Here is a 23,984-nt window from a genome sequence, read left to right as displayed (position 1 = left end):
GAGCCGAAAACCCAAGATAAATCAACGTGCTCGGACGTGTCGGCTTGCATTGCGCTCATAAATTAGAGTATTCTTATATTCATGAACGCAAATGCCTTTCGTCCTTTCGCGTGGGGCTTGTCCCTGTTTGCCGTGGCTGCGCTGGCGGCCGAGCCGCTGCCGGTCGTTACCGTGCGGCCGCACGCCGTTGATCTCAGCTTTCCGGCTGATGCGGTCGTCGAGGCCGTGCAGCAGACGACGGTCGGCGCCCAACTGGCTGGGCGCATCCTGGAAGTCAGGGCCGATGCCGGTCAGGTGGTGAACAAAGGGGACGTGCTGATGCGCCTGGATGCGCGCGAGGCCGGCGAAGCGCTACGCGCCGCCGATGCCGTGCATGCCAATGCCAAGGCGCATTTCGAGCGCCAGCAGCAGCTCAAGGCACAGAAGTTCGTGAGCCAGGCTGCCGTCGACAAGGCCAAGGCCGACCTGGATGCCGCTGCGGCCAATCGTGCCGCCGCCCTTGCCGGCCAGAGCCACGCTACCATCGTGGCACCGATGGCCGGCGTGATTGCCCGTCGCCATGCCGAGGCGGGCGACATGGCCATGCCCGGAGCGCAGCTGTTCTCGCTCTATCAGCCGGGCAGCTTGCGGGTGACGGCCAGCATTCCGCAGTATCGCCTGAAGGAGATGCGCGCCGTCAGGACGGCGCGGGTCGAGTTTCCGGAACTGGGCAAGTGGGTGACGGCGACGTCGGTCCAGGTGCTGCCAACTGCCGATGCAGCGACGCATGTTTCTCCGGTACGCATTGGCTTGCCGGCGATGCCGGAAGCGATTCCGGGCATGTTCGCCCGCGTGCATTTCGTGATCGGGCAGGCCGAGAAACTGACCGTGCCAACGGCTGCCGTATTGCGCCGCGGCGAAGTTTCCGCCGTCTACGTGCAGGCCGCCGACGGCCGGTTTTCCTTGCGTCAGCTGCGTCTCGGCGATACGGTCGGACACGCTGAAATCGAGGTGCTGGCCGGGCTGGCAAGCGGCGACAAGGTCGCGACCGATCCCCTCCGGGTCGGTATCCAGCTCAAATCGGGCAAATAAGCCGTGTCCGCCGACAAGCATTCGCTGGGGATTTCCGGGCGCATCGCCGCCGTTTTCCTGGCCTCGCGGATGACCCCCTTGCTGGCGCTGGTTGCCTTCCTGATGGGGCTCTTCGCCACGCTGGTCACGCCGCGCGAGGAGGAGCCGCAGATCGACGTCACCATGGCCGATGTGCTGATCCCGTTTCCCGGCGCGTCGGCCAAGGATGTCGAAAACCTGGTTGCCCGGCCCGGCGAGCAGGTCCTGTCGCGGCTGCACGGTGTCGAGCATGTCTATTCGATGTCGCGCCCGGGCATGGCGGTGATCACGGTGCAGTTCGATGTCGGGGTGAAATACAACGATGCGGTGCTGCGCCTGTACGACACCGTGCATTCCCATCGCGACTGGCTGGCGCCGAATCTGGGGGTGCAGGAGCCGGTGATCAAGCCGCGCGGTATCGACGATGTCCCCATCCTGTCGCTGACTTTCTGGACTACCGATGCCACGCGCTCGGCCTTCGAGCTGCAGCAGGTGGCGCGCGCCGTCGAAACCGAGCTCAAGCGCATCAAGGGGACGCGTGATGTGTCGACGCTGGGTGGCCCGGATCACGCCATCCGCGTATTGATGGATGCTGAGCGGATGAGCGCCTACGGGGTGACGCCGCAGGACCTGGCCGGGGCGCTGAAGGTATCGAATGCCCTGCAGCCGTCGGGCAGCCTGATCTCGGGCAATCGCGAGGTGCTGGTGCAGACCGGGACCTACCTGGAGTCGGCCGGGGATGTGAAGCAACTGGTGGTGGCGGTGCGTGGCGACGAAAAATCGCGCAAGCCGGTATTCATGAGCGATGTGGCGACGGTCGAAGATGGCCCCGACCAGCCGCGACGCTATGCCTGGTTCGGCAATCGCGACGGCGAGTTCCCGGCCGTCACCGTACAGTTGTCCAAGCAGCCCGGCGTCAATGCGGCCGATGTGGCCGAGGCGGCGGTGGCGAGGATAGCCGCCTTGCGTGATGCTGTGATTCCGGAGGGTGTCGAGGTCACGATCACCCGCAATTACGGCGAGACGGCGACCGAAAAGGCACAAAAGCTGATCGGCAAGCTCATTTTTGCGACGGCTTTCGTGGTGGCGCTGGTCTTCTTCGCGCTGGGGCGCCGTGAAGCGGCGATTGTCGGCATTGCCGTGACCCTGACCCTGGCGGCAACGCTGTTCGCGTCGTGGGCCTGGGGCTTCACGCTGAACCGGGTGTCGCTGTTTGCGCTGATTTTTTCGATCGGGATACTGGTCGATGACGCAATCGTCGTCGTCGAGAATATTCACCGCTGGCAAGGCTTGTATCCGGAAAAGAGCCTGCCGGAAATCATTCCGGGGGCCGTCGACGAGGTGGGCGGCCCGACCATCCTGGCGACCTTGACGGTTATCGCCGCGCTACTGCCGATGGCGTTCGTGACGGGGCTGATGGGGCCGTACATGAGCCCGATTCCGATCAATTCGTCGATGGGCATGGCCATTTCGCTGGCCGTGGCCTTCGTCGTCACGCCCTGGCTGGCGGCCCGCTTCATGAAGGCGCAAGGCCATGCCGCCGAGGGACAGCGGGTTTCCCGCCTCGATGCCCGGCTGGATACGCTCTTCCGCCGGCTGCTGACGCCCTTCCTCGATCCGCTCACCGGAGGCGCGGCACGGCTCAAGCTGGCGCTGGCGGTTGTTTTGCTGATTCTCGGTTCGGTATCGCTTGCCTGGGTGCAGCTGGTCGTCCTGAAAATGCTGCCCTTCGACAACAAGAGCGAGTTCCAGGTCGTGCTCGACATGCCGGTCGGTACGCCCGTCGAGGAAACGGCGCGCGTGCTGCACGAGATTGGCGGGGAGTTGGCCAAGGAAGCCGATGTCGTGAATTACCAGGCCTATGCCGGCACGGCCAGCCCGATCAACTTCAATGGCCTGGTGCGCCAGTACTACCTACGCGCCGCGCCGGAAAAAGGCGATATCCAGGTCAATCTGGCCGACAAGCACCATCGCTCGCGGCAGAGCCACGACATCGCGGTGGCGGTGCGCGGGCGCATCGAGGCCATTGGCAAGGCCAACGGCGGCGTCGCCAAGGTGGTTGAAGTGCCGCCGGGGCCACCGGTCATGTCGCCCATCGTCGCCGAAATCTACGGCCCCGATTACGCCGGCCAGATGGCTGTCGGCAAGCGGGTGCGGGGGGCTTTCGAGGAGAGTGCCGATGTCGTCGCCGTGGACGATAGTGTCGAGGCGGATAGCCGCAAGGTGGTGCTGCATGTGCTGCAGAGCAAGGCGGCGCAACTGGGCGTGGCGCAGAGCGATATCGTCGCGGTGGTCGGCATGGGGCTGGCCGGAGTGGATGTGACACCGGCCAGAAATGCCGATTCGAAGTATGAGGTGCCGGTACGCATCGTTCTGCCGGCCGAGCGGCAATCGTCGCTCGATGCCTTGTTGAAGCTCCGCGTGCGCTCGCGCGACGGTCGCCTGGTCGCGGTGTCCGAGTTGGTCGAAGTGCGCGAGGCGCCGCGCGAGAAGGTCGTTTTCCACAAGGATCTGCTGCCAGTGGTCTATGTCGTCGGCGACATGGGCGGCAAGCTCGATTCCCCGCTCTACGGGATGTTCGATATCCGCTCCCGGATCAACGGCATGGCGCTCGATGAGGGGGGCGTGCTGGGCGAATGGTTCATCCGCCAGCCGCCGGACCCGTATGCCGGGTACAGCGTGAAATGGGACGGGGAGTGGAAGGTGACCTATGAAACCTTCCGCGACATGGGGATCGCCTATGGGGTCGGCCTGATCCTGATCTACCTGCTGGTCGTCGCCCATTTTGGGTCGTACTCGGTGCCGCTGATCATCATGGCGCCGATCCCGCTGACCATCATCGGTGTCATGCCGGGGCATGCGCTGTTCGGTTCGCAATTCACCGCGACTTCGATGATCGGCATGATCGCGCTCGCCGGCATCATCGTCCGCAATTCGATCCTGCTGGTCGATTTCATCAGGCAGCAGGTGGCTGGCGGCGTGCCTCTCCGCGACGCGGTAATCCAGTCCGCTGCCGTGCGTGCCAAGCCGATTGCGCTTACGGCACTGGCTGCCATGCTCGGCGCCTTGTTCATTCTCGACGATCCGATTTTCAACGGCCTGGCGCTGGCGCTCATCTTCGGGATTCTGGTCTCCACGCTGCTCACCCTCGTGGTGATTCCCGTGCTCTATTTTTCAGTCTTCGGAAAGGATCATTCATGACCATCGAACGCATTATCCGGATCATGGCCGGCAGCTTCATTCTGTTGTCGTTGGCGCTGGGCGTCGATGAGAGCCCCTTGTTCGTCTCCCGGTGGTTCCTTGCATTCACCGCCTTCGTCGGGTTCAACCTGCTGCAAAGCGGCTTTACGGGGTTCTGTCCGCCGGAAAAACTGCTGCGCCGGATGGGCTTCCGGAAGGGCGATGGCGACGCTTGCTGCGGATAGACAAGGACTCGGTCATATTTTGATGTCGAGGATTAATAATCGCTCCTAAGCGATTGTTGTATAGGCGCAAAATATTTTTGTTGGCCGATAGATTTAGGCTGAAAGTAATACCTTTCTCGGCTACACTGCCAGCCATGTTCATGTTCTGGTAGCTTCATCTTGCGTGTCAGCCCGACCGCTTCCGGTCGCCACTATGGTCTCGTCGCCTTCGGGGCGCTTCTTCTGGTGTGGAGCCTGATCGGCCACGACCTGTGGATGCTCGCTTACCCGTTCAAATCGAATCTCACCCTGGCGACTGACAGGAGTTTTCGCGCCGATCTGCCCTGGATCGGCTTTGTCCTGATACTGGGGGGGGCGCTCACCCTGCTGGTCTGGCAGGCATGGCGGCACACGCGGCGTGCGGCGGTCGAGGCATCGGCCCGGCTGGCCTTGCAACGCCTGATCGTCGATCACGCTTCGGAAGCGATGATGCTGACCGACAGTGCGCAGCGCATTCTCTCGGTGAACGCCGCGTTCACGGCAATCACCGGCTACGCAGCGGAAGAGGTCATCGGTCTGACGCCCACCCGTCTCAGCGCCGGGCACCAGGGATTGACCGGTCATCGCAATGTCTGGGATTTCGTCGCCGAAAACGCCTACTGGGAGGGCGAGCTGTGGGATCGGCGCAAGGACGGCACCCTCTACCCCAAGCAACTGCGCATCACGGCCATTTGCGAGGACGGTGCGAATATCTCGCACTATGTCGCGGTCTTCTCCGATGTTAGCGAGAGCAAGGCGCAGGCCCAGCGCCTCGAGTATCTCGCCCGCCACGATCCGCTGACCAACCTGCCCAATCGCCTGGCGCTCGATGCCCATTTGCTCATGGCGATCGACGGGGCGGTGCCGGGCATCGACCGCATGGCCTTGCTGGTCATCGATCTCGACAATTTCAAGACAGTTAACGATTCGCTCGGCCATCCCGCCGGCGACCGGCTGCTGGCCGAACTGGCGCGCCGGATCGGTGCCCACATGGATCCGGCCAGGCGGCTGTTTCGCCTGGGGGGCGACGAATTCGTCATCTTCATCGAGCAGATGGATAGCGAAGAAGCGGTCGCCGCACTGGCGGACGGCTTGATCAAGCTGATCAGCGAGTCTTGCGATATCGACGGCCATATCCTGCACATGACGCCTTCGATCGGCATCAGCCTCTATCCCGAGGATGGCCGGGACGGGCAAGCGCTGATCCGCAATGCGGATACGGCCATGTATTACGCCAAGGCCCACGGCAGGGCCAACTACCAGTTCTTCACCGAGCCGATGAACGCAGCGGCGACCAAGCGCCTGCATCTGGAAAGCGAGTTGTGGCGCGCGTTGGCCGAGAACCAGCTGGTCCTGCACTACCAGCCACAGGTCGACCTCCTCAGTGGCAAGGTGGTCGGGGTCGAGGCGCTGGTGCGTTGGCGGCACCCGCAGCGCGGGCTGATCGGGCCTTCTGAATTCATCCCGGTTGCCGAAGAGTGCGGCCTGATCCTGCCCCTCGGTCACTGGGTACTGCTGACGGCCTGCCGCCAGGTCCGCTCCTGGCTGGATCAGGGGGTCGACATGGGCGAGATGGCGGTCAACATCTCGGCGCACCAGTTCCGCCAACCGGAGTTTGCCCGCTCGGTGCGTGCCATCCTGGCTGAAACGGGGGTCTGCGCCCATCGCCTGGAGCTGGAGATCACCGAGAGCACCGTCATGCATGGTGTCGACGAGGCGATCCGGACACTGACCGAACTCAAGGACATGGGCGTCAAGCTGGCGATCGACGATTTCGGAACTGGCTACTCGTCTTTGGCCTACCTGCGTCGCTTCCCGCTCGACCGCCTGAAAATCGACCGTTCCTTCCTGGCTGATGTCGATAGCGATCCCGACGCCGCCTCGCTGTTGACCTCCATCGTGCTGCTCGGTCGTTCGCTCGGTTTGCAACTCGTTGCCGAGGGGGTCGAAAACTTCGCCCAGGCCGAGTTCCTGCGCACCCTGGAGTGCGAGCGGGTGCAGGGCTTCCACTTCTATCAGCCGGCATCGGCCGAAGAGGTCGTCGGTTTCGGCGGGTTTGGCCTGTTTGCGGCACTCCCGGCCTGATCGGCCTTGACCGCGCCTGGCGGTTATCTAAAAATTCGCAGCTTGTGGACACGGAGTTGGTTATGAAAATTGGATTCATCGGCCTGGGTATCATGGGGCGCCCGATGGCGCTCAATCTCATCAAGGGCGGACATGAGGTGACCGTCTGGGCGCGCCGTGCCGAGTCCATGCAGCCGTTGCTGGCCGCCGGTGCGCGGGCAGCCGCCAGTCCGGCCGATGCCGCACGCGGCAACGAGCTGGTGATTTCCATGGTGGCCGATGCGCCCGATGTCGCCGAGGTCATGCGTGGCGTGGCGAGCGGTGCCGAGCCGGGACTGGTGGCGGTGGACATGAGCACGATCGCCCCGGGGGCGGCGCGCCGGATCGGCGAAGAGCTGGCTGCCGTCGGCGTGGACTTCATCGATGCGCCGGTGTCAGGCGGCGAAGTCGGCGCCATCGCCGGCACCCTGTCGATCATGGCCGGCGGTTCGCAGGCCGGCTTTGCCAAGGCCAGTCCGGCCTTCGCCTGCATGGGCAAGAACATCATCCATGTCGGCGAGTCAGGCGCCGGACAGGTCGCCAAGGCGGCCAATCAGATCGTGACCGGCATGGGCGTGCTGGCGGTTGCCGAAGCGCTTGCCTTTGCCAGCAAGAACGGTGTCGACGGCGCCAAGGTACGCGAGGCGCTGCTCGGCGGCTTCGCCTATTCGCGTATCCTCGAGAATCATGGGCAGCGCATGCTCGACCGTAATTTCAAGCCGGGATTCAAGAGCTGGATGCACGAGAAGGATCTCAACATCGTGATGCAGACGGCGCATGAACTGGGCCTTTGCCTGCCCGGCTCGGCGGCGACCGCGCAGATGTTCAATGCCATGGTCGGCAGCGGCCACGGCGAGGAAGACTCGATCGCCGTGCTGAAGCTGCTGGAAAAGCTGTCGGGCCAAGCATCGTGAAAGTCGGCTTCATCGGCCTCGGTGTCATGGGGCGTCCGATGGCATTGCACTTGCAGCGGGCGGGCCATGAACTCTTCGTCTGGGCACGCCGCCCGGAAAGCGCGGCCGGATTGCCGGCAACGATTTGTGCCACGCCGGCCGAGCTCGGCCGACAGTGCGAGGTGGTGTTCACGGTCATCACGTCGAGCGCCGATGTCGAAGGTGTCGCGCTCGGTGAAAACGGCCTGATCGCCGGTATGGAGAAGGGTTCGGTCCTGGTCGATTGCTCGACCATCGCGCCCGATGTCGCCCGCCGCATCGCGGCGTCGCTGGGTGAACGAGGCATTCACATGCTCGACGCACCTGTTTCAGGGGGGGCGCAGGGCGCTATCGATGCCACGCTCGCCATCATGGCCGGCGGCGAGGCTGTCGTGCTGGATCGGGTTCGTCCGCTGCTCGAATGTCTCGGCAAGCGCATTGTCCATGTCGGGCCGAACGGCGCCGGGCAGGTCGCCAAGGCCTGCAACCAGATGATCATGGTCGCCGCCATCCAGGCTGCGGCCGAGGCCATGCGGCTGGCGGCGGCCTCCGGCGTCGACTGCGGCAAGGTGCGCGAGGCGCTGGCGGGAGGCTCCGCGGCGTCGCGCGTGCTCGATGTGATGGGCGAGCGCATGGTGCGCCGCGATTTCGCGGCCGGCATCGAAGCCCGCCTGCATCACAAGGATTTCGGGCTGGTGCTTGAAGCCGCTCGGCAAAGCGGGGTGCCGATGCCGCTCGCGGCGGTCGTCGGCCAGCAGCTCAATGCGCTGATGGCGCAGGGCTGGGGACGTGACGATACGGCGTCGTTGCTGCGCGTGCTGGAGTTGTCGTGAGCCAGATCGACCCGTTGTCGGATACGGAAATCGAGGAGCGCTACAGCATCCGTGGTGAGAAGCCGGTTGCCTTCATGCTGGGTGGTTTTGCCAAGGCACGCGAATCGTTTTCCGTGCATTTCCATGCCGGCGACGAGATGTTCCTGACCACCTTGCTCGCCGTGCAGGCAGACAAGGGGCGCCTTGTTTTCGATTGCAGCGGTAGTGCCGACACCAACAGGCGTTTCTTGCTCAGCGAGAAGAATGTCTTTCGCGGGCATCCGGGGGGCGTGCCCGTGCATTTTTCCACCGGCAGGGCGAGCGAGTTGAACTATGAAGGCGACAAGGCATTCAGCGTCACCTTGCCCGATCATGTCGTTCGTTTGCAGCGGCGCGAACATTTTCGCATCGAGACGCCTCGGGTCAATCCCCTGCTCCTGTTTGCCCGGCTGGCCGACGGTCGCTTGCTCAAGCTGCCCGTGCACGACATCTCGGTCGGCGGGGCTGGGGTCGATGCAGCAGAACTGCCCGAGGGCGTCGATCTGGGGACAGTCTTGCAAAACTGTCATTTTGCGCTGCCCGGTGACAGCAAGCAGCTGTATTTCAGCGCCATGGTGCGGAACTACCGCGATTACGAGACGCGCACCGGGCAGCGTGGCTGGCGCATCGGGGTCCAGTTCGACGATCTATCCATGGCCGACCAGAGCCGCATCCAGCGTTACATTGCCAAGGTCGAACGCGAGCGGCACGAATTGATCTGACGCCTCAGCGACATTCGTCGCAGAGGTGGATTTCGCTGGTCACGTGAACAATCTCGCCGTGGATGGCGAGCGCCCGACGGATATCCAGAGAGGTCAGCGTGGCATCGTGTGTCAGCAGGCTGATCGCGCAGGCATAGGCGCCGTTGCCGACGCGCCAGACATGCAGGTCGGTGAGTGCGGTATGGCCAGCGGTGGGCAGAGCTGCGATCACCTCACGGATTTCCTCGACCACGGGGTGATCCATTTCCCGGTCGAGCAGCACGCGGCCGCTTTGCACGATCAGGTTTTTCGCCCACAACGCAACCAGCACGGCACCAACCAGGCCGGTTGCCGGGTCCAGCCAGCTCCAGCCCCACAACCAGCCGCCGGCGAGGGCGGCGATGGCCAGCACCGAAGTCAGCGCATCAGTGACGACATGGATATAGGCGGCCTTCAGGTTGAGGTCGTGGTGATGGTCGTGATGGGCATGGCCGTGATCGTGGCCGTGCGCATGATCGTGTCCGTGGTTGTGACCATGATCATGCCCGTGGTCGTGCGCCCCGCCCAGGATCAGCGCGCAGACCAGGTTGATGACCAGGCCGAAAATGGCGACGCCCATCGCTTCCAGATAGTGAATGGGCTGTGGCGACCATAGCCGTTCCAGCGATCCGAAGACCATGGCTCCGGCCACGGCGAGCAGGAATAGCGCGCTGGTGTAGCTGGCCAGTACCTCGATCTTCCAGGTGCCGAAAGCGAAACTGGGGTCGTCGGCATACTTGCGCGATGCCGAGTAGGCGAAGGCCGACAGGCCGATGGCCAGCGCATGCGAACTCATGTGCCAGCCGTCGGCGAGCACGGCCATCGAGTTGAACCACCAGCCGGCGACGATTTCGACCAGCATGGTGGCGACGGTAATCCACATCACCAGGCGGGTGCTGCGTTCGGCGGCCGTGTTGCCGTTGCCGTACTGGTGCTGGTGTGCCCAGCGCGACAGATCGTGGCGCTTGTCGTCCATGCTGCTCATTGCTGGCCGTAACCGGAAAACTTGACGAGGACGTCGGCCATTTCACCGTCCGAGAGCAGCACCGGTTCGCCGAGTTGGCAGGCGCGCCAGTACTGTTCGCACAGTTCTTCCAGTTCGGCAGCCAGCGCCAGGGCTTCGTCGAGATCGCGGCCGGCGACGAGCAGGCCGTGGTTGGCCAGCAGACAGCCCTTGCGGTCGGCCATGGCCGCCATGGCCGACACCGACAGCGCTTCCGAACCGAAAATGGCGTAATCGGCACAGCGTATGGTGTCGCCGCCAAAGCGGGCGATCATGTAATGGAAGGGGGGGATGTCGCGACGCAGGCAGGCCAGGCTGACGGCGAAGGGCGAATGGGCGTGCAGCACGGCGCCGACTTCGGGGCGGGCGGCATAGAGGTCGCGGTGGAAGCGCCATTCGGACGATGGTTTGCGGCTGCCGACATGCGAACCATCGAGGGCCATCAGCGGGATGTCGTCGGCGGCCAGGCGGTCGTAGGGCATGCCGGTCGGCGTGATGTAGAAGCCGTCGTCGCGGCGCACGCTGACATTACCCGAGGTGCCCTTGTTCAGCCCGGCTGGCTGCATGGCGCGGGCGGTGGCGATCAACTGGTCGCGCAGATCGTCAGCCACGGGTTTCTTCCGGGTAGAGGGCGAGCAGGCCTTCGCGGCTGGCCGGGCAGACGCCGCGTTCGGTGATGATGGCCTTGACCAGCCAGTTCGGCGTCACGTCGAAGGCCGGATTGGCGACATCCTCGCCGGCCGGCAATTGGCGCAGGGCGGCCGGTTGGGCGTGCTGGTCGAGGCCATGCACCAGGCGGAATTCGTCGCCGTCGCGCTCCTCGATCGGGATGTCGGCACCTTCCGGGCAGGCGAAGTCGAGGGTCGAGCGCGGCGCGGCGACGTAGAAGGGAATGCCGTTGTCGGCGCAGGCCAGCGCCTTGAGGTAGGTGCCGACCTTGTTGGCGACATCGCCGTTGGCGGCGATGCGGTCGGCGCCGACGATCACCGCATCGACCTTGCCGGTGCGCATGAGCAGCCCGGCCGCGTTGTCGGCGATCAGGGTGTGCGGCACGCCGTGCTGCTCCAGTTCCCAGGCGGTGAGCAGGCCCTGGTTGCGCGGCCGGGTCTCCGAAACCCAGACATGCACTGGCACACCGGCATCGTGGGCGGCGTAGACCGGCGACAGGGCGGTGCCCCAGTCGACGGTGGCCAGCCAGCCGGCGTTGCAGTGGGTCATGATGTTCAAGGTCTGGCCGTCGGCGACGATCAGCTCGTTCCACAGTTTCAGGCCGTGCTGGCCGATGGCGGCGTTCTGCGCCACGTCTTCCTCGGCGATGGCGGCGGCTTCGGCCCAGGCTGCGTCGCAACGTGCTTCCGGAGATAACGGGCGCAGATGCTTTTCCATGCGCGCCAGCGCCCAGTGCAGGTTGACCGCCGTCGGACGCGTGGCGCCGAGCACGCTCACCGCTTCGTTCAGCCGGGTGTCGGAAGCCTCGAAGTCGAGCGCGATGGCCACTCCGTAGGCCGCCGTGGCGCCGATCAGCGGGGCGCCGCGCACCTGCATGGCGCGAATGGCATGGGCCGCCTCTTCCAGCGTGGCGACGCGAACCCAGTGCAGCGCATGTGGCAGGCGGGTCTGGTCAATGATGTCGATGACGCGCCGTTCGGGGTGGGCGCGCAGGGTGCGAGTGGGAATGCCGTCGATGTTCATGGGGCGAATTTTGGCATAGGCGCGGGATTCCGGGCGGCTTGTTTGCCGGCCGATGAACTGCCGGGAGGCTCGGCGGTCAATCAGTGCGCGCGACGGCGGAGAACTGCCTCGCCTGCCCGATTTTTGGCCGATATTTCGTCACGACTGTCAGTAATGGGCCGGATTGATGATAAAACACATGTGACAACCGGAAAGGATGCATGGAACACAATATTTCCCTGATTACAACACTGGCCGCCGGTTTTGGCGTGGCCCTGATTCTTGGTTTCGTTGCCGAGCGCATCAAATTGCCTGCGCTGGTCGGCTATCTGGTTGCGGGTATCCTGATCGGGCCGGCAACACCGGGCTTTGTCGCCGACATGCATCTGGCCGCCCAATTGTCCGAAATCGGCGTGATGTTGCTGATGTTCGGCGTCGGCCTGCATTTTTCGTTAGGCGACTTGCTGGCCGTCAAGCGCATCGCCGTTCCCGGTGCCGTGGTGCAGATGACGTGCGCCACCTTGCTCGGACTCGGCGTGGCGATGGCCTGGGGTTGGGAATGGGGGCATGGCCTGTTGTTCGGGCTGTCGTTGTCCTGCGCCAGCACGGTCGTCCTGCTCAAGGCGCTCGAAGCACGCGGTGTGCTCGACAGCATGAACGGGCGGATCGCGGTCGGCTGGCTGGTCGTGGAGGATCTGGCCACCGTGCTCGTCCTGGTCCTGTTGCCGCCGCTCGCCGGCGTGCTGGGCGGCGAGGCACCATCGGCTTCTGCAGGCGAGTCGGTCGGCATGACGGTAGCAAAGACCCTGCTGCAAGTCGGCGCCTTTATCGGGTTGATGCTGGCGGTCGGCCGCAAGGTGATTCCCTGGCTGCTTTGGCAGGTGGCCGGCACCGGCTCGCGCGAGTTGTTCACGCTGGCCGTGGTGGCCGCCGCCATCGGTATCGCCTATGGCGCGGCCCACTTGTTCAACGTTTCCTTTGCGCTTGGTGCTTTTTTCGCCGGCATGGTGATGCGCGAATCGAAATTCAGCCATCGGGCGGCGGAGGAATCGTTGCCGTTGCGCGATGCCTTTTCAGTACTCTTCTTTGTTTCGGTCGGCATGCTCTTTCAGCCAGCCATCCTGATCGAGGAGCCGATGCGCGTCCTGGTCGTCGTCGCCATCATCATGCTTGGCAAGACCTTGGCCGCGCTGGCCATCGTGCTGGCCTTCCGCTATCCCCTGAATACCGCGTTGACCGTGGCCGCCAGCCTGGCCCAGATTGGTGAGTTCTCCTTCATTCTGGCCGGTCTTGGCCAGGCGCTGGGATTGATGTCGGCGGAGGGCATGAGCCTGGTGCTGGCGGGGGCCCTGATATCGATTGGCCTCAATCCGCTGATGTTTTCGGTCATCGAGCCCTTGCGTCGCAGGGTATTGGGCATGTCGTCGGTCGCGCGCCAACTCGAGCAACGCGACGATCCCTATGCTGAACTGCCGACGAATACCGAGCGCAAGTATCTAGAGCGTCAGGTCGTGCTGGTCGGTTATGGGCGCGTCGGGCAGCGCATCGCCGAAAACTTGCTGCAGCGGGGCATCCCGTTCGTCGTTGCCGAACAGAACCGGGAGTTGGTGGAGACTCTGCGCGAACGAGGCGTTCCTGCCGTGTCGGGCGACGCGGCGGAGCCTTCCGTTCTGATTCAGGCGCATATCGCCGCCGCCTCCATGCTCGTTGTTGCCACGCCAGACCCGATCGACGTGCGAAAAATAGTGGCGACCGCGCGGGCGCTGAATCCGGATATCGACATCGTCTTGCGCACGCACAGCGAGGTGGAGTCCGAGTTGCTGCGCCGGGAGAAGCTGGGTACCGTCTTTCTCGGCGAGGAGGAGCTGGCACGCAGCATGGCCGGTCACGTTTTGCGGCGCAGCGAGGAAAAGCTGGGCCGCTGATTGTATGGGTGTCTTCATCTAAGGGAGAGCGCGTATGTCGAACCTGAACAGCATCGTTGCCGCCACCGACCTGTCGGCACCGGCACGTCATGCCATCGAGCGGGCAGGCATGATTGCTGCCGACAAGGATCTCCGCCTGACCTTGGTCCATGTGGCGAGCCAGGCTCCGCTGGAGCAACTGCGGCAGTTGCTGGGCACGGCCGACGAGCGCGTGGCGGAGACCTTGCAGGCGCAACTGCGCGAAGCAATGCGCGATCTTGGGGAGGCGCTTCATCAGCGCTTCGCTGTCGCGCCGGCTCTCGACCTGACCACCGGCGATCTGCTGCCCAGCCTGCTGGCCCGCGTCGATGCCGCCAAGGCGGACCTGCTGGTTGTCGGGGCGCGAGGTGCCAGCTTCCTGCGCCACATCCTGTTGGGTTCAACCGCCGAGCGGATGCTCAGTTCGGCGCGCACCCCGGTGTTGGTGGTCAGGCAGCCCCCTCACGAGCGCTACCGCAGCATCCTGGTTCCTGTCGATTTTTCGCCGGTTTCCCTGCGTTCGCTGCGGCTTGCGGCGGAGATAGCCCCCGCTGCGGCCGTGGTGGCAATGCATGTGTTCGAAGTGCCCTTCGAGGGGCAGCTGCGCTATGCCGGTGTCGATGAGGCGAAAATCGCGTGTTATCGCACGCAGGCGGCTGCCCGGGCGGAGGCGAATTTGGCCGGTTTGCTCGAGGAAAGCGGCATCGCCTCCGGCAGGTTGCGCAAGGTGGTCGTCCATGGCGATGTATCGCAGCGCATCCTCGAGTACGAGCAAGAGCTGGATTGCGACCTGATCGCGGTCGGCAAACATGGCGCGGGCGTTTTCGAGGAGTTGCTGCTCGGCAGTACCACCAAGCACCTGCTGGCGGAGTCGCAGAGCGACGTGCTGGTCGTCGCCTGAGCACGGCGCAGCGCCCGCCGGGCTTGCTGTGGCATAGTGCTGGTCTCGTCTTTTCCTGTCCCGACCATGGAAACCAAGGTTCGCATCGATTCCCGCTTCCCGGCCATGGGAACGACCATCTTCACCGTCATGTCCCGCTTGGCCGCCGAATGCGGCGCCGTCAACCTGTCGCAGGGGTTTCCCGACTTTCAGGCCGAGCCGGCCTTGTTCGACGCAGTGCATCGCCATATGCTGGCCGGACGCAACCAGTACGCGCCGATGGCCGGTCTGCCGGAGCTGCGCCAGGCCATCGTCGACAAGGTGGCCGCCCTGTACGGCACGCGTTTCGACGTCGAATCGGAGGTCACAGTCACGGCGGGGGCGACGCAGGCCATCTTTACCGCCGTCGCTGCCTTCGTCAGGCCCGGTGATGAGGTCATCGTCTTCGAACCGGTTTACGACAGCTATGTACCGGCCATCGAAACGGTGGGTGGCAAGGCGATTCCCGCGCAACTGAAATTTCCCGACTATGCGCCCGATTGGACGCAGGTGGCGGCCCTGATCACGCCGAGAACGCGGATGATCATGGTTAATTCGCCGCACAATCCGACCGGTAGCCTGCTCGGCAAGGCTGATCTCGAGCGGTTGGCCGAACTGGTCCGCGGCACCGATATCGTGATCGTCTCGGACGAGGTGTACGAGCACATCCTGTTCGACGGCGAGCGGCATGCCAGCCTGTGCGGACATCCGGAACTGGCGGCGCGCAGCATTGTCGTCTCCAGCTTCGGCAAGACTTATCACATCACGGGCTGGAAGATCGGCTATGTGGTCGGTCCATCGGCGCTGATGGACGAGTTCCGCAAGGTGCATCAATTCAATGTCTTCACCGTGCACGCGCCGTCGCAACTGGCCATTGCCGAGTACATGCAGGATGCCTCCCGCCATCTCGGGCTGGCCGCGTTCTACCAGGAAAAGCGGGACAGTTTCCGCCGGCTGATGGCGGACACGCCCTTTGAATTGCTGCCTTGCTGCGGTACTTATTTCCAACTGGCCCGTTACGACCGGATCTCGGACCTGCCGGACCGCGCTTTCGCCGAGTGGCTGACGCGCGAAGTCGGGGTGGCGGTGATCCCGGTATCGGCGTTCTATGCCGACGGGCGCGACGACAGGGTGGTCCGCTTCTGTTTCGCGAAACGGGAGGAAACGCTGGAGGCCGCCGCAGAGCGGCTTTGTAAAGCTTTGTAGGGAAAACTGAAATTATGAAAAACGCTTGACCGGATTTTGCCCCGAAGAGAATAATCGGCGCACCTACAACCTACCTAATATTCAACGGAGAAAAAGCTATGGGTATGATTCAGGAATTCAAAGAGTTCGCGGTCAAGGGCAATGCGATGGATCTCGCGGTCGGTGTGATCATCGGTGGTGCTTTCGGCAAGATCGTCGACTCCATCGTCGGTGACCTGATCATGCCGATCGTCAGCCGCGTTGTCGGCAAGCTGGATTTTTCCAATCTTTTCGTCGTGCTCGGTGATAACCCGAACAATCTGGCAACCCTGGCCGATCTCAAGAAGGCGGGTATTGCCGTTTTCGCCTACGGTTCTTTCCTGACCATCCTGGTCAACTTCATCATACTGGCCTTCATCATCTTCATGATGGTCAAGCAGATGAACCGCCTGCGCAAGGCGGAACCGGTCCCGGAGCCGGTTGCCCCGGTGACGCCGGAAGACATCGTCCTGCTGCGCGAAATCCGCGATTCGCTGAAAAAGTAAGCGCCAGGCATTCCAAAAAAAGCCGCCCGAGGGCGGCTTTTTCATGGGCAGATGATCGGCTTAGCCGAAAACGGCATGCCACAGCCCGGTCACTTCCGTGATGTGGCTTTCCACTTCCTCGCGAGGAATCGGCGCCTTCGGGTTGGCCGATAGCCGTTTGGCGTGCTGCAGGCGGCGGAACTCGCGATAGGCGTTGCCGGCCGTCTTGGCCTGGGCCGGATCGATCAGGCCCAGTTCGCCGGCAATGCGCAGCAGGGCGATATTGCCCAGGTTGCCGGTCAGTTCCGCGTGTTGGTGCGCGTGGCCGAGAATCAGGTACTGCACGATGAATTCGACGTCGATGATGCCGCCGGGGTCGTGCTTGAGGCCGAATCCGGTTTCGCTTTTCGTGGCGTGGGCATCGATCATCTTGCGGCGCATGGCGACGACTTCTTCACGAAGCTTGGCCAACTCGCGGGGCTGGCGCAGGATTTCGACGCGGATTGCCTCGAAGCGCTGGCCGACCGCCGGGTCGCCGGCGCAGAAGCGGGCGCGGGTCAGCGCCTGGTGTTCCCAGGTCCAGGCATTCTTGAGTTGATAGTCGCGGAAGGCATCTACGGATACGGCGAGCAGTCCGGAGTCGCCATTCGGGCGCAGGCGGAGGTCGGTTTCGAACAGAATGCCGGCCGGCGTCTGGCTCGACAACCAGGTATTCAGGCGCTGGCTGAGCCGCGTGTAGTGCTCGGCGGCTTCCTGGTCGTCATCGTCGTAGAGATAGACGAGGTCGAGGTCGGAGGCGTAGCCAAGCTCCTTGCCGCCCATCTTGCCGTAGCCGATGACGGCGAATTGCGGCGTGTCGCGGTGGCGTTTCTTGATCGTGCTCCATACCAGCGGCAGGGTTTCCTGGACCAATGTGTCGGCCAGTTCGGTCAAGTGGTCGGACAGGCGCTCGATGGTCTGCAGTCCGGCCAGGTCCTGGGCCAGCAGCCGGAAGACTTGGCCGTGGTGCATTTCGCGCAGGATGTCCATCTCGCGCTCGGTATCGCCGGCATGCTGGGACAGGTTGGCGCGCAGATTGTCGCGGAAACCGCTCCAGTCGGTGGCGATTTCGTACAGGCGCGGATCGAGCAGTTCGTCGAGCAGCAGCGGATAACGGTTCAGGTAGTCGGCGGCCCAGTGCGATGCGCACATCATGTCGGCCACGCGGCGCAGCGCCATCGGGTATTGCTGGAGCAGGGCCAGGTAGGCGCCGCGCCGGGCAATGCCCTCGAGGAAGGCCAGTCCGCGCACCAGCGTGGTGTCGGGGGCCGGTGTCGCGCCAGCGGCTTCGATCAGGCGCGGTCCGACGGCGTCGAGGCGCGAGCGGTTGGCCGCAGGCAACTGCTGGTAGCGGCTGGAGGCGCGCAGGTCGGCCAGGCGGGCGATGGCGTCGCGCGGCTGCCGGAAGCCAAGATTTCCGAGCGCCTCGATCGCGCCCTCTTCATCGAGTTGCCCTTGCCACAGGCCGGTCAGCGGGTGTTCGCCGGCCTCCGGGTCGGAGAACACCGCTTCGAAATGCCGGCTGACGATGTCGCGGTGCCTGCCCAGCACCTCGGCCATCGCGTCCCAGCCGGCAAAGCCCATGCTGCGGCCGATCTTTTCGCGTTCGGCCGGGTCTGTCGGGAGCATGTGCGTCTGCTTGTCCTCGACGTACTGCAGGCGGTGTTCGAGACGGCGCAGGAAGACGTAGGCGGTGTTCAGTTCCCGCTCGGTCTCGGTGGAAATCAGCTTGCGTTCGGCGAGCAGGGAGAGGACTTGCAGCGTCGGGCGTATCTGCAGCGCGGGGTCGCGGCCGCCGCGAATCAACTGGAAGACCTGGGCCATGAATTCGATTTCGCGTATGCCGCCGGGGCCGAGCTTGACGTGATCGGCCATATCCTTGCGGGCAACTTCGCGGCGAATCTGCGCATGCAGGTCGCGCATGGCGTTGATTGCGCCGAAATCCAGGTATTTGCGGAACACGAAGGGGCGGGCGATTTTCTGCATGGCGACGACCCAGTCCGGCTGCAGGTTGTCGCCGGCATTCATGGTACGTGCCTTGATCCAGGCGTAGCGCTCCCATTCGCGGCCCTGGGTGACGAAGTAGTTTTCCAGCGCGTCGATCGAGCAGACCAGCGGGCCGGAGTCGCCGTTCGGGCGCAGCCGCATGTCGACGCGGAAAACCTGGCCGTCCGCCGTGATGTCGCCCAGTGCCTGGATGACCTTCTTGCCCAGGCGATTGAAGAAATCGAAGTTCTCGATGCACTTCGCGGCGCCGGCTGTATCGCCTTCCTCCGGGTAGATGAAGATGTAGTCGACGTCGGACGAGACATTGAGTTCGCGACCGCCGAGCTTGCCCATGCCGATGACCATCAGGCGCAGCGGCCGGCCCTGGCTGTCGAGCGGCTCGCCGTAGGTTTCCGCAAGTTGCCGGTGGTAATGGTCGAGGGCGAAGTTGGTGGTGACGTCGGCGAGCAGGGTCATGCATTCGACGATTTCTTCCAGCGGCGCCAGGCCACACAGGTCGCGCAGGATGAGGTGGGCCATGGTCCGCTGGCGCAGGCGACGCAGGGTGGAGCGTACCGCCTCGTCGTCGGCCAGGGGCTGGCGCAGCGGTGCCATCAGCAGCGCCTCGTCAAGCGGCCGCTCCCAAGTGGCGGCCAGTTCGGGAATCAGCTCGGGGCGGGCGTTGAGCAGGGTGGTGAGGTAGCGGCTGTGTTCGAGGGCCGGCTGCCAGCGGGGGGCGAGCGTGGTGTCCATGATGGTGGGGCGGCTACTGGGCCGAAAAGGTAGAATGTCATCTTTTGCGATTTCCTGATTGTAGTGACCTATTACCCCCAATGGCAAAGCGGTTTCGCCGGTGACTGAGGCGTCGGCCCCGAATGACGGTGTGATTTCGCCGGATGTGCGTGCTGCGGCCTATCACCGCTTGCACTGGCTGTGGCCTATTCTGGCCAAGCCGGCGGTCGCTCGCGGCTTGCGCTGGGCCGGCTGGCTGGCTTTTGCCGCCTGGCTGGCGTTCACGGTGCTGGTCCTGGCCCTGCGTTTCGTGGTGCTGCCCAAGGTGGCGGACTATCGCGACGAGATCGAGCGCGCCGCCAGCAAGGCGGTCGGGCAGCCTGTCAGCATCGGCCGCATCGAGGCACGCTGGCAGGGCCTGAATCCGGACCTCGTTCTTGATGATGTGGTTGTCGCCGATCGACAGGGAGGGGCGGCTTTTTCGTTGGCCCGTGTCGAAGGCGTGATGTCGTGGCAGAGCTTGTTGCGTTTACGTCCGATACTGTCCCTCCTGGCTTTCGACGGGCCGGTATTGCACGTTCGTCGGGAGGTTAACGGCAAGCTGACCGTCGCCGGAATGGACACCGAGAGCGAGGGTGATCCGGCGTTTGCCGAATGGGTGCTCGATCAGAAGCGCATCCGCATCCACGACGCCACCATCGTCTGGGAGGATCGTTTGCGCAAGGCGCCGCCGCTGGTGCTGGAGGATTTGCAGTTCGCTCTGGACAACAGCGGCCGGCGACACCGCTTCGGCCTTTCGGCGGCACCGCCGGCCCATCTGGCGGCACGGGTTGATATTCGTGGTGAGGTCCGGGGTAATCTCGGTGATGCGCTCGACAAGTTGACCGGCAAGCTCTTTGTCGAGCTGGATTATGCCGATCTGGCGGGTTGGCGGGCGTGGGTCGACTATCCGGTGCTGCTGCCCCAGGGGCGCGGGGCCTTGCGGGTGTGGGGCGATCTTGGCGACGGCGCCGGCAAGGTGACGGCAGACGTTGCGCTTGAGGAGTTGCGTATCCGGCTGGGTCGCAAGTTGCCGGAACTCGATCTGGCCAATATGCGCGGCCGGCTGGAAGGGCGTTACGAAGGTAGCGAGTGGGCTCTTGCCGGGCACAAGGTTGAGTTGCTGACTCGGGATGGTGTACGCGTCGCCCCTACCGACTTCAATCTGGAATGGCGCCAGAATCCGCAGACGATGGTCATCAATGGCAATGCCAGCGCCAGTTTCCTCGATCTGGGCATACTGGCCGGCCTTGCTGCCTATATGCCGCTCGATGCCAAGAGCCGTGAGTTGCTTGAGCGGCACAGGCCGCAGGGGCGGGTTGCCGAATTGCGGGCGAGCTGGATGCTGGATGACGAAACGCTCCGGAAATACAGCCTGAAAACGACGTTCCGCGACATGGGCCTGGTGGCGGGTGGGTATTTTCCCGGCGCCGAGGGCGTTTCCGGCAGCGTCGAACTGACCGAGAAGGGCGGGGAACTGCTCCTCGATTCTGGCAGGTCAGGCCTCTCGCTGCCGGCTATTTTTCCGGTCCCCGATATCGCGCTCACCCAGCTGAAGGCCAAGGCCAGCTGGAAGAATTCGGCGGAAGCTATCGATATCCGGCTCGACAAGCTGGAATTCGCCGGCCCCGACGCCGCCGGTTCCGCACAGGGCATTTATCGCTATACCGGAGACGGCCCGGGCGAGATCGACCTGACGGCAAAGGTCGATCGAGCGGAGGCCACCGCCGTCTGGCGCTACATGCCGCACGTCGTCAATGCCGAGGCGCGTGCCTGGATAAGGCATGGCATCGTTGCCGGTCGTGGCTACGACGGTAAGCTGGTGCTCAAGGGCAATTTGCAGGATTTTCCCTTCCGCGATGGTAAGGGCGGCAAGTTCCTGGTCACCGCCAAGGCCGCCGATGCCAAGGTCGACTACGTGCCCGGCTGGCCGGCCATCGAGGCTATCGAAGCGGATATGAGCTTCGATGTGGGCATGAAGATTGCAGCCAGCAAGGGGCGGATACTGGGCGCCAGCCTCTCGGGTGTCGATGTGCGGATTCCGGATTTCGAATCGCATGAGGAAGTGCTGCACGTGCGCGGCCTGGCCCAAGGGCCGACCACGGAATTCCTGCGCTTCATCGAGAAAAGCCCTCTGGCGGAAACGCTCGATCATTTCACCGATGGCATGACGGCGCTGGGCAACGGCAGTCTGAATCTGGAACTCGACATTCCCTTGCGTCACGCGCAGGACACGAAGATGCGCGGTGATTACCGTTTCCAGAATAACCAGTTGCAGCCGCTGGCCGGACTGCCACCGTTGACCCAGGTCAACGGTCGTCTGCAACTTACCGAAAACAGTGCGACGGCTCAGGATATCGTCGGTCGGGTGTTCGGCGGTCCGCTCCGGGTGCAGGTCCGCAGCGTGGGCGACAAGGTGGGTATCCAGGCCAGTGGGGCGGCGCAGATCAAGGAGGTGAGCAATCACTTTGGATGGCCGTTGATCAATCACCTGGTCGGCGGTGCGGGCTGGAAGGCCGACATCAATATTCGCAAGAAAAATGCCGAAGTGGTCGTCGAGTCCGATCTGGTTGGCGTTAGCTCTCCGTTGCCGGAGCCGTTGAACAAGACTGCGTCAGCAGCGCTGCCGTTGCGCATCGAGCAGACGCATCCGGACGCCCAGCGCGAGCAGTACCGCATTACCCTGGGCAAGATCGGTCAGGGCGTGATCGTTCGTCGCGGGGAGGCGTGGGAACGCGGTGTTTTTGCCGTCGGCGATGCAGAGCCACGCTTGCCGGAAAAGGGGCTGGCCGTTCGGGTGGCGACGCCGAGGATCGATGCCGATACCTGGAAAAACTATCTGCCGGACAACGCAAGTGGCGCCGCGGCCGACCCTGGCGGGATGGTGCTCAGTGTATTGTCGCTGAAGACTCCGCTGCTCCGTGTGTTCGAACGGGATTTCAGCAACGTCGAGACGACCCTGCGTCCCCGCGATGGCGGTTGGCAGATCGGGCTCAACACGCGCGAGGCAGTGGGCGACCTGTTCTGGAAACAGTCTGGTGAAGGCTGGGTCGAAGGAAACTTCAAGCGGCTGGTACTCAAGTCCTCGACCGAGATCGGCGAGGGGGGGGCGACCTTGATCAATAACCTGCCTGGTATGAGCCTGGTGGTGGACGATTTGCAGATCAGCGACCGGGCGCTGGGTCGGCTGGATTTGAAGGCGCGCAACGATAAGGGAGCCTGGAATCTCGATGCCCTGAGCCTGCAGAACCCCGATGGCACGCTTAAGGGCAAGGGCGTGTGGGTCAATTCCGGACGCCATCAGACGCGGCTGGATTTTGAACTCGTGGCCAAGGATGTCGGGCGACTCCTTGATCGACTGGGTTATGCCGATGCGGTGCGTCGCGGCAGTGGAACGTTGAGCGGCAACGTGCAATGGAACGGGCCGCTGACCGGGATTCACTACCCCAGCCTGGGTGGCCAGCTGTCGGTCAATATCGAGAAGGGGCAGTTCAACAAGCTGGAGCCAGGGGTTGGAAAGTTGCTCGGCCTGATTTCGCTGCAGTCCCTGCCGCGACGGCTGACCCTTGATTTTCGCGACATCTTCAGCGAAGGGCTCGCCTTTGACAGCATCGATGGCAAGCTGGCCGTACGCAAGGGCGTGATGCGGACGATCGATCCCCTGCGCATCAATGGCCCCGCAGCCCAGATCGAAATGCTTGGAGAAACCGACCTGAAAGCGGAAACCCAGGATATGCAGGTTGTCGTGCGCCCCGAAGTGGGTGGTCTGGCGGCGGTGGGAACGGCCGCGCTGGTCAATCCGGTGATCGGCGCGGCGGCTCTGGTGGCCAATACTGTGCTGCAGAGACCGCTCAATCGCCTGTTCAGCTATCGTTATCATGTGACCGGAAGCTGGGCGGACCCCAAGGTCGACAAGGCCGGGGAGTCGTCGCAGGAGGCTAGGCCGAAGGCGGAAGAGGAAGAGAAGCAATGAGCAAGCTGAATTGCCGGATCGCTGCGTTGCAGATGGTTTCCGGTCCGCGCGTTGCGGAAAATCTCGCGGTTGCAGGGCATCTGGTCGACGAGGCTGTGGCGCAAGGCGCCCAGTTGGTCGTCTTGCCGGAGTATTTTCCGATCATTGGCGCAGTGGATGCAGATCGGGTTCGCGCCCGCGAAACCTTTGGTTTCGGCCCGATCCAGGCATGGCTGGCCGAGACGGCGCAACGCCACGGGATCTGGCTCTTTGCTGGCTCGCTCCCGCTGGCTGCCGAGTCGCTCGATAAGATGCGCAATGCCAGCCTGGTCTACAACCCGGCCGGCGAGTGCGTCGAACGCTATGATAAGGTGCATCTGTTCGGTTTCAGGAAAGGTGATGAAGCCTACGACGAAGCGAGTTTCATCGAGGCTGGCAACCGCCCGGTGACGGTCGATACCCCTTTTGGTCGCATCGCCCTGTCGATTTGCTATGACCTGCGCTTTCCGGAGTTGTATCGGACTCTGGCGCCGGTAGATCTGATTTTGGTGCCGGCAGCCTTTACCGAAACGACCGGCCGGGCGCACTGGGAAATACTGTTGCGCGCCCGGGCCATCGAGAACCAATGCTATTTACTTGCTGTCGGACAGGGCGGGACGCATGAAAGCGGCCGCCAGACGCACGGGAACAGCATGATTGTCGATCCTTGGGGCGAAATCCTCGATCGCAAGGCCAAGGGGCCGGGCGTGGTCATCGCCGATCTGGATCATCAACGCATTGCCGACATCCGCGAGAGCCTGCCGGCGCTCGCCCACCGCAAACTCTAAGGAAGT

Annotated in this window: 17 protein-coding genes; 13 read left to right on the top strand and 4 right to left on the bottom strand. The window is 63.7% G+C overall.

Going from position 1 to position 23,984, the window contains the following annotated elements:
* The first annotated feature begins 81 nt into the window (after window positions 1-81).
* From AB6Q56_RS12495 to AB6Q56_RS12465, 7 genes are all read left to right on the top strand, one after another.
* Window positions 82-1,071 (top strand): efflux RND transporter periplasmic adaptor subunit, encoded by a 990-nt coding sequence (locus AB6Q56_RS12495; RefSeq protein ID WP_434513497.1) that lies wholly within the window; start codon window positions 82-84, stop codon window positions 1,069-1,071.
* 69 nt (window positions 1,072-1,140) lie between these two features.
* The gene (locus AB6Q56_RS12490; RefSeq protein ID WP_434517157.1) at window positions 1,141-4,290 is read left to right on the top strand and encodes an efflux RND transporter permease subunit; all 3,150 of its coding nucleotides are present in this window, start codon (window positions 1,141-1,143) and stop codon (window positions 4,288-4,290) included.
* Window positions 4,287-4,514, top strand: a complete 228-nt coding sequence (locus AB6Q56_RS12485) for a YgaP family membrane protein (protein WP_434513496.1) — start codon at window positions 4,287-4,289, stop codon at window positions 4,512-4,514. The genes AB6Q56_RS12490 and AB6Q56_RS12485 overlap by 4 nt, the downstream gene beginning before the upstream one ends.
* 159 nt (window positions 4,515-4,673) lie before the next feature.
* Entirely contained in the window at window positions 4,674-6,617 is a 1,944-nt protein-coding gene (locus tag AB6Q56_RS12480) for a putative bifunctional diguanylate cyclase/phosphodiesterase (protein WP_434513495.1), read from the top strand.
* A gap of 62 nt (window positions 6,618-6,679) precedes the next feature.
* A complete protein-coding gene (locus tag AB6Q56_RS12475) occupies window positions 6,680-7,549 on the top strand; it encodes an NAD(P)-dependent oxidoreductase (protein ID WP_434513494.1) in 870 nt (289 codons plus the stop codon).
* A complete protein-coding gene (locus AB6Q56_RS12470) occupies window positions 7,546-8,400 on the top strand; it encodes an NAD(P)-dependent oxidoreductase (RefSeq protein WP_434513493.1) in 855 nt (284 codons plus the stop codon). Before AB6Q56_RS12475 ends, AB6Q56_RS12470 begins: the two co-directional genes overlap by 4 nt.
* Window positions 8,397-9,140, top strand: coding sequence for a flagellar brake protein (locus AB6Q56_RS12465; RefSeq protein ID WP_434513492.1), 744 nt, complete (start codon window positions 8,397-8,399; stop codon window positions 9,138-9,140). Before AB6Q56_RS12470 ends, AB6Q56_RS12465 begins: the two co-directional genes overlap by 4 nt.
* Before the next feature lie 4 nt (window positions 9,141-9,144).
* Here the strand turns inward: AB6Q56_RS12465 and dmeF are convergent, their stop codons facing one another.
* From dmeF to mtnA, 3 genes are read right to left on the bottom strand one after another with little or no spacing between them, the layout of a single operon-like run.
* The gene (dmeF, locus tag AB6Q56_RS12460; protein WP_434513491.1) at window positions 9,145-10,134 is read right to left on the bottom strand and encodes a CDF family Co(II)/Ni(II) efflux transporter DmeF; all 990 of its coding nucleotides are present in this window, start codon (window positions 10,132-10,134) and stop codon (window positions 9,145-9,147) included.
* 5 nt (window positions 10,135-10,139) lie between these two features.
* A complete protein-coding gene (locus AB6Q56_RS12455) occupies window positions 10,140-10,727 on the bottom strand; it encodes a class II aldolase/adducin family protein (RefSeq protein ID WP_434517156.1) in 588 nt (195 codons plus the stop codon).
* 37 nt (window positions 10,728-10,764) lie between these two features.
* Entirely contained in the window at window positions 10,765-11,853 is a 1,089-nt protein-coding gene (mtnA, locus tag AB6Q56_RS12450; RefSeq protein WP_434513490.1) for an S-methyl-5-thioribose-1-phosphate isomerase, read from the bottom strand.
* Window positions 11,854-12,053: 200 nt separating this feature from the next.
* Between mtnA and ybaL the strand changes: the two genes are divergently transcribed.
* The 4 genes from ybaL to mscL all read left to right on the top strand — a co-directional run bounded on the left by ybaL (window position 12,054) and on the right by mscL (window position 16,424).
* On the top strand, window positions 12,054-13,757 hold the full coding sequence (gene ybaL, locus AB6Q56_RS12445; RefSeq protein ID WP_434513489.1) for a YbaL family putative K(+) efflux transporter: 1,704 nt from the start codon (window positions 12,054-12,056) through the stop codon (window positions 13,755-13,757).
* Window positions 13,758-13,791: 34 nt separating this feature from the next.
* On the top strand, window positions 13,792-14,676 hold the full coding sequence (locus AB6Q56_RS12440) for a universal stress protein (protein ID WP_434513488.1): 885 nt from the start codon (window positions 13,792-13,794) through the stop codon (window positions 14,674-14,676).
* 66 nt (window positions 14,677-14,742) lie between these two features.
* Entirely contained in the window at window positions 14,743-15,900 is a 1,158-nt protein-coding gene (locus AB6Q56_RS12435) for a pyridoxal phosphate-dependent aminotransferase (protein WP_434513487.1), read from the top strand.
* A gap of 98 nt (window positions 15,901-15,998) precedes the next feature.
* Window positions 15,999-16,424: a large conductance mechanosensitive channel protein MscL gene (mscL, locus tag AB6Q56_RS12430; protein WP_434513486.1), complete on the top strand. Its 426-nt coding sequence runs from the start codon at window positions 15,999-16,001 to the stop codon at window positions 16,422-16,424.
* Window positions 16,425-16,484: 60 nt separating this feature from the next.
* Here mscL and glnE read toward each other — a convergent pair whose 3' ends face one another.
* A complete protein-coding gene (glnE, locus tag AB6Q56_RS12425) occupies window positions 16,485-19,181 on the bottom strand; it encodes a bifunctional [glutamate--ammonia ligase]-adenylyl-L-tyrosine phosphorylase/[glutamate--ammonia-ligase] adenylyltransferase (protein WP_434513485.1) in 2,697 nt (898 codons plus the stop codon).
* A 100-nt stretch (window positions 19,182-19,281) separates the two neighbouring features.
* Between glnE and AB6Q56_RS12420 the strand changes: the two genes are divergently transcribed.
* Together AB6Q56_RS12420 and AB6Q56_RS12415 are read left to right on the top strand one after the other, a co-directional pair.
* A complete protein-coding gene (locus tag AB6Q56_RS12420; RefSeq protein WP_434513484.1) occupies window positions 19,282-23,172 on the top strand; it encodes a YhdP family protein in 3,891 nt (1,296 codons plus the stop codon).
* A complete protein-coding gene (locus AB6Q56_RS12415) occupies window positions 23,169-23,978 on the top strand; it encodes a carbon-nitrogen hydrolase family protein (RefSeq protein WP_434513483.1) in 810 nt (269 codons plus the stop codon). The genes AB6Q56_RS12420 and AB6Q56_RS12415 overlap by 4 nt, the downstream gene beginning before the upstream one ends.
* Window positions 23,979-23,984 lie beyond the last annotated feature (6 nt).

Source organism: Dechloromonas sp. ARDL1, from assembly GCF_051122455.1.
In the GTDB taxonomy this organism is placed as follows: Bacteria; Pseudomonadota; Gammaproteobacteria; order Burkholderiales; family Rhodocyclaceae; genus Azonexus.
Note: the sequence above shows the minus strand (reverse complement) of the source record. Positions and strands in the feature narration are given on the sequence as shown.